Origin of the sequence: Aeromicrobium sp. (genome assembly GCF_036676885.1) — a bacterium.
Taxonomy (GTDB): Bacteria; Actinomycetota; Actinomycetes; order Propionibacteriales; family Nocardioidaceae; genus Aeromicrobium.
Genome location: NZ_JAKFCB010000246.1, coordinates 1 through 6,536 on the forward strand (window position 1 = coordinate 1; position 6,536 = coordinate 6,536).

General features: G+C 69.2%; 5 protein-coding genes. All 5 read right to left on the reverse strand.

The genetic code is table 11. The features are described 5' to 3' along the window. Positions 1-153: 153 nt before the first annotated feature. The gene (locus V6M46_RS10990; RefSeq protein WP_332664812.1) at positions 154-864 is read right to left on the reverse strand and encodes a ComF family protein; all 711 of its coding nucleotides are present in this window, start codon (positions 862-864) and stop codon (positions 154-156) included. Between the two features lie 59 nt (positions 865-923). Next, on the reverse strand, positions 924-2,687 hold the full coding sequence (locus V6M46_RS10995; protein ID WP_332664814.1) for an LpqB family beta-propeller domain-containing protein: 1,764 nt from the start codon (positions 2,685-2,687) through the stop codon (positions 924-926). Further along, positions 2,684-4,204, reverse strand: a complete 1,521-nt coding sequence (gene mtrB, locus V6M46_RS11000) for an MtrAB system histidine kinase MtrB (protein WP_332664816.1) — start codon at positions 4,202-4,204, stop codon at positions 2,684-2,686. The genes V6M46_RS10995 and mtrB overlap by 4 nt, the downstream gene beginning before the upstream one ends. A gap of 37 nt (positions 4,205-4,241) precedes the next feature. Beyond that, on the reverse strand, positions 4,242-4,940 hold the full coding sequence (gene mtrA / locus V6M46_RS11005; RefSeq protein ID WP_332664818.1) for an MtrAB system response regulator MtrA: 699 nt from the start codon (positions 4,938-4,940) through the stop codon (positions 4,242-4,244). A gap of 164 nt (positions 4,941-5,104) precedes the next feature. After that, positions 5,105-6,532 (reverse strand): adenosylhomocysteinase, encoded by a 1,428-nt coding sequence (gene ahcY, locus V6M46_RS11010; RefSeq protein ID WP_332664820.1) that lies wholly within the window; start codon positions 6,530-6,532, stop codon positions 5,105-5,107. Between the last annotated feature and the right edge of the window lie 4 nt (positions 6,533-6,536).

Consider the following 6,536-nt stretch of genomic DNA (forward strand, 5'->3'; position numbering starts at 1 on the left):
AAAGCGTTCGGAGATCTCGCTGTTGCGACCGTTGACGACAATTTCCATGGGAACTCCCTTGCCTCGGTGTCGCGCTCGACTTCAGCGCCGTCTTCATGCCATACCTGTGACGTTAGACCGCGCTCCAAGGATTCACCAGAGATGGTGCCAACTTCATCTGTGATGCTCAGGAATGTCCTTGGGAATCCGAGGGGTCGCCGCGACGACCGCGATGCCGATGGGCCTGTGACCCGCGGCGCTCAGGACCCGCACCGCCTCCGAGACGGTCGCTCCGGTGGTCAGGATGTCATCGACGACGATGGCGTCCCGACTGTTGAGCGACCGGCTGGTGCGCAGCCTGAACGCACCGTGCAGGTTGTTGGCCCGCTCGGCAGCACCGAGCCCCACCTGGTCGACCGTCGCCCGAGCCGGCGCCAACGCCTGCGAGACACGGGCGTCGACCCCGACCTGACGGAGCAGCCGCGCGGCCGCGCGGGCGAGCTCGTCGACAAGGTCGCAGCCGCGCTCTCGTCTGCTGCGACGCGACGTGGGGACCGGGACGAGCACGACCGGACGTGCCGCTCGGGCGTGGTCGACGACGGCGGACGCGAGGAGGTGGCCGAGCACCGAGGTCAGCCTGGTGTTGCCGCCCTCCTTCCACGCGATCAGCACGCGCCGCAGCAGGTCGGTGTTGTCCCCTGCGGCGATCGGTGTCACGCGGGTGGGCCATCGCAACGTACGCGGGCAGGGTGTGGGCCACGCGACGGCGGGGTCAGCCCGGATCTCGTCGCCACACGTACGGCACAGCGTCAGGGCCGGTCGGCCGCAGCCTGCACATCGGGCACCGAGCAGGAGGTCGGCCGCCGGGATCAGGAGGTCACGCATCCACCGAGCATCCCCGCCGGAGCCGCCAGCCACACCCGGCTGCCGCGCGGTTGTGGACGTCAGCGACCGTACGTCAGACCTGTGACCTTGGCGCCGGGCAGCAGTCGCCACGACGCGCCGGGCGCCAGGAACCACAGCCGGTTGCGGGCGTCGGCGGCGTAGCGGTTGGGGGTCGGCCCGGTGCCGATCGCCAGCGTGCTCGCGCCGACGTCGGGCAGCAGGACCCCGCCTCGGGAGAGGCCACCGGAGGTCAGGGACCCGTCGATCGCCGTGGTGAAGACCTGCCGGCCGGACTGGGTCTCGGCGAGATAGCTGACCTCGGTCCCCGACGACCATGACAGCGATCGCGGCGACGCCGCGGGCGTGTAGATCTCGGTCGGGTCTCCGAGGCCGAGGATCCGGTCCTTGCGGTCCCGCTCGACCCAGCCGACCCGGATCGACGCGCCTCCGGCGTCGCGCGCCGTGACGGCATACCGCGAGCCATCAGGGGACAGGGCGAACGTCGTCACATCGAGGCGGGCCAGCCGGCCGGTGCCGAGCGTACGGATCCCGTCACCGGTCACCAGGCGCACGCGGGTCCGGGTGCCGCGGTGGTCGAGCAGCCACACGTTGCCCTCACCGTCCCATCGAGGCGGGATGAACCGCGACCCGGCGAACGTACGCGCGTCCCCGCCACTGCGGTCGGTGATGCGCACGAGGTTGCGTCCGGCGAGCACACCGGCGACGCCGTCGTCGGAGACGCCGATCGACACCGCACCCCGCGCATCACGACCCCATGCACCGCTGACCGGCTTGACCACGTCGTCGTCGATCTGCACGACGCGGTTGTCGCTGATCGCGTACGCGTGACCGCGTGCGAGCGCCGGCCCGTAGCCGCCCCACGAGCTGACGCTCTGGGGGGCGCCGCCGTCGCCCGAGATCACCGACGTGGCGCCGGCCAGCCGGACCGCCGACACGTCCGGGACCTGGCGCAGCGTCCAGACGATCTGCGCCGACAGATGATCCCGGACCGATTCGCTCATCGCCGAGAAGTCCGTGGTGAACTCCACATCGGCGACACCGTCGTCGGACACCGGAACCGAAGGTCGCAGCGTGTCCAGCGGCGGGACGTACGTACGCACGGTCTCGGCAGACGACCCCGCTGGGCCACGTGCGAGGCTCGTGAGCAGCCCGGTGGCGAGCTGGTCACCCACCAGCAGATGGACCGGGTCCGGCACCAGCCGGCGACCGGGCCGGTCGAAGTTGAAGAGGTTGAACGGGCGGAAGTAGTCGTCGAAGAACTTGCGGCTGACCAGGAGCCCGATCTGCGGGTTGGCGATGCGCCACTCGCTGTCGACCCGTTCGAGCCGGTAGGTGATCTCTGCTGGGCGGGCGCGCCGCGTGTAGTGCCCCTGCCGGTCAAGCCTGGCGTCCTCGACGAGTCGGGTCTCGATCTGCACCGGGCTGCGCGCCTTGTCGGTGGTCTCGCCGTCGTCACCCGCGGCGAGCGTCGGCCCGGAGAGCCCGGCGGACGAATAGACCCGCACCCCCGCCGACGGGCTCCACCCCTTGGCAGCGGTGGGTGTCAGGAAGGCCGTCGCGGTGCCCGAGGACGCGGGATAGGCCAGCATCGCGTCGAGGTAGCCGCGCACGATCTGCTGGGGCGAGGCCCCCTTCGCCGGACGCGCCGGCGAGTAGCGGACGGTGCTCTCGCCGAGGCCCCCGTCGTCGGCGACCTTGGTGACGGGACCCGACGAGGGGATGCCGGCGCACGCAGACACGGCCAGCAGCAGCGCCGTCACCGCCACGCTGCCGGTGGTCCGGGCCCGGGTGAAGGTCTTCATGCGAACACCGACACGATCGCGGGGAACTTGGCGGTGCCCTCGGGCTTGGGGATCGTGAGGACGAACTCGGTGCCCTCGCCCGGTCGGCCCCAGGCCTGCAGCGTCCCGCCATGCAGCGCCGCGTCCTCGCGGGAGATCGCCAGGCCCAGCCCCGTGCCGCCCTGCGTACGGGCGGGGTCGGCGCGCCAGAAGCGGTCGAAGACCCGGAGGTTCTCGTCCCCGGAGAGGCCGACGCCGAAGTCGCGCACCGCGAGCGAGACGCAGTGCTCGTTCTGCGCGACCTCGATCTCGACGCGCGGCGATCCGCTGTACTTCGCGGCGTTGGTCAGCAGGTTGCGCACGATCCGGTCGATCCGCCGGATGTCGGCCTCCACGATCGCCGGCTCGTCGACGCCGACAAGCCGGACCTTGATGCCCTTGCGGGCCAGCGTCGGGTCGTCCGCGGCGTGCTTGGCCACCTGGCTGAGGTCGATCGTGTCGAGCTCGAGCTTGGCCGCTCCCGCGTCGAAGCGGCTCAGGTCCAGCAGGTCCGACAGCAGCGACTCGAAGCGGTCGAGCTCGCCCTTGAGCAGCTCGGCCGACCGCGCGGTCTGCGGGTCGAAGCGGTCCCGCGAGTCGTAGAGCACCTCGCTGGCCATCTGCACCGTCGTGAGCGGCGTGCGGAGCTCGTGGGAGACGTCCGAGACGAAGCGTTGCTGCAGGCGCGACAGATTCTCCAGGCGGCGGATCTGGCTCTGCAGGCTCGCCGCCATCTGGTTGAACGACGAGCTGAGCCGGGCGATGTCGTCCTCACCGCTGACGTGCATGCGTTGCTCGAGGTTGCCGCTGGCGTAGCGCTCGGCGATCCGGCGGGCCAGACGTACGGGGTCGAGCACCTGCCGCGACACGAGCCACGCGACCCCGCCGACCATCAGCACCATCGCCAGCCCGCCGAGCAGGAGCGCGTTGCGGACGAGGTCCAGAGTCTCCTGCTGGTCCTCCATCGAGAACAGGTAGAACAGCGCGTACGTGTCGCCTGTACCGGGCGCGCGCAGCTGGCTGCCGACCACGACCGAGGGAGTGGCCTCCGACGAGCCGAGCAGCGCGAGATCGGAGTAGCGCCAGTACGTGCCCGGACTGTCCCTGACCGCCTGATCGAGGTCGTCCGGCAGCGAACCCGGCTCGATCGCGGCCGAGGAGCGTACGGGAACCTCTCCTTCGCCGTTCAGCAACGGTCCTTCGAGCACCAGCTCGTACGTACGCTTGGCGCCGCGCGAGCTCGTGAGCGAGTCGACGAGCTGCGTCAGGGCCTGTGACTGCGTCGCCGGCTCGCTCTCCACCGTCGCGTCGAGCTGGGTCTGCGCGTAGTCGAATCCCGACCTGGCCTCGGAGATCGCCGCGAGCCGGCGGCTGTCGGCCAGCCCGCCGGCAACGTCGCGCAGCAGGGCCCAGCCGGTCAACGAGATGACCAGGGCGCTGAGCAGGATCGTGCTCGTCACGACGCGGGCCTGGATCGACCGGCGCCAGATGCTGGTCACGCGCCGCATCAGGAACCGCCGGACGGGCGTTGCAGTGTCATGCCGGCGGCGTGATCGCCTGGTAGCCGACGCCGCGCACGGTGCGGATGATCTGCGGGTCCTCGGCGTCGTCCTCGATCTTCGACCTGAGGCGGGTCATGTGGACGTTGACGAGCTTCGTGTCGCCGGGGTGGTGGTAGCCCCAGACCTTCTGCAGCAGGGTCTCCCGGGTGAAGACCTGCGCGGGATCGCTGAGCAGGCAGGCCAGCAGGTCGAACTCCAGCGGGGTGAGCTCGAGCGGCTCGCCCTTGCGGGTCACGGTGTGGCCGGCCGGGTCGAGGACGATGTCACCGAACACGAGCGGCTCGGCGAGCTGGTCCGAACGCCGCAACCGGGCCCTGACGCGGGCCACCAGCTCGGTGTTCTTGAACGGCTTGGTGATGTAGTCGTCGGCGCCGGCCTCGAGCCCAGCAACGACGTCCGGCGTGTCCGACTTGGCGGTCAGCATGATGATCGGGACCGCCGACTTCTCCCGGATCTGGCGGCACACGCTCATGCCGTCGAGCCCCGGGAGCATCAGGTCGAGGAGCACGACATCGGGCTTGAACTGGGTGAACGCCGCCATCACGCGGTCGCCCGAACGGCACACCGCCGCGGTGAGGCCCTCGCCCTCGAGGACGATCGTCAGCATCTCGGCCAGCGACGCGTCATCGTCGACGACGAGCACCCGATCACGCTTCGTGCGCCGATAGCTCATGCGGTCGTCTCCACCACGAAGCCCACCATACGGAGACGCCCGCATGAACCCAGCCACATGGTTCGCTCGCTGCGCTCGCTCATGAGTGAATGATACGGAGCATGGAACAGCAACGGGCGTCACGGCTCGCACCGTGACGCCCGTTCATGACTGGACCGCGTGACTCAGTAGCGGTAGTGGTCCGACTTGTAGGGACCGGCCACGTCGACGCCGAGGTAGGCAGCCTGCTCCTTGCTGAGCTCGGTCAGCTCGACGCCGAGGGCGTCGAGGTGCAGACGAGCGACCTCTTCGTCGAGGTGCTTCGGCAGGACGTGCACGCCCAGCTCGTACTGGCTGGCCTTCGAGTAGAGCTCGATCTGCGCGAGAACCTGGTTGGTGAACGAGTTCGACATGACGAACGACGGGTGGCCGGTCGCGTTGCCCAGGTTGAGCAGGCGGCCCTCCGACAGCACGATGATCTTCTTGCCGTCGGGGAAGATCCACTGGTGGACCTGGGGCTTGATCTCGTCCTTGACGATGCCGGGGATCTTGGCGAGGCCCGCCATGTTGATCTCGTTGTCGAAGTGGCCGATGTTGCCGACGATGGCCTGGTGCTTCATCTTCTCGAAGTGCTCGACCCGGATGATGTCGAAGTTGCCCGTCGTCGTGATGAAGATGTCAGCCGTCTCGACGACCGATTCGAGGCGCTTGACCTCGTAGCCGTCCATCGCCGCCTGAAGCGCGCAGATCGGGTCGATCTCGGTGACGATGACGCGAGCGCCCTGGCCGCGCAGCGACTCGGCGGAGCCCTTGCCGACGTCGCCGTAGCCGCAGACGACGGCGACCTTGCCGCCGATCATGACGTCGGTGGCGCGGTTGAGACCGTCGATCAGCGAATGGCGGCAGCCGTACTTGTTGTCGAACTTGCTCTTGGTGACCGAGTCGTTGACGTTGATCGCCGGGAAGAGCAGCGTGCCCTCACGGAAGCGGTCGTACAGGCGAAGCACGCCGGTGGTGGTCTCCTCGGAGACGCCCTTGATGTCCTTGGAGATGTTGGTCCAGTGCTGCGGCTTGGTCTCGACCGAACGGGCCAGGACGCGCAGCACCTCCTTGAACTCCTCGTTGTCGGTGCTTTCCTGCGACGGCACGCTGCCGGTCTTCTCGTACTCGACACCGAGGTGCAGCAGCATCGTGATGTCGCCGCCGTCGTCGAGGAGCACGTTGGGGCCACCCTCGGGGAAGTCGAAGACCTTCTCGGCCTCGTCCCAGTACTCGGCGAGGGTCTCGCCCTTCCAGGCGAAGACAGGCGTGCCCTGGGGGTTGTCGACCGTGCCGTCGCGGCCGACGACGACAGCGGCAGCAGCGTGGTCCTGCGTCGAGAAGATGTTGCACGTCGCCCAGCGGACATCGGCGCCGAGGTCCACGAGGGTCTCGATCAGCACCGCCGTCTGGATCGTCATGTGCAGCGAGCCGGCGATGCGGGCTCCGGCGAGCGGCTTGTCCTTGCCGTAGCGCTCGCGCATGGCCATGAGGCCGGGCATCTCGTGCTCGGCGAGATCGATTTCCTTGCGACCGTACTCCGCCAGGGAGAGGTCTGCGACGTTGTAATCCATGCGG

Coding starts and splice junctions, on each gene's coding strand:
- V6M46_RS10995 (WP_332664814.1), bottom strand. CDS start 2,687: ATGAAGACCTTCACCCGGGCCCGGACCACCGGCAGCGTGGCGGTGACG.
- ahcY (WP_332664820.1), bottom strand. CDS start 6,532: ATGGATTACAACGTCGCAGACCTCTCCCTGGCGGAGTACGGTCGCAAG.
- V6M46_RS10990 (WP_332664812.1), bottom strand. CDS start 864: ATGCGTGACCTCCTGATCCCGGCGGCCGACCTCCTGCTCGGTGCCCGA.
- mtrA (WP_332664818.1), bottom strand. CDS start 4,940: ATGAGCTATCGGCGCACGAAGCGTGATCGGGTGCTCGTCGTCGACGAT.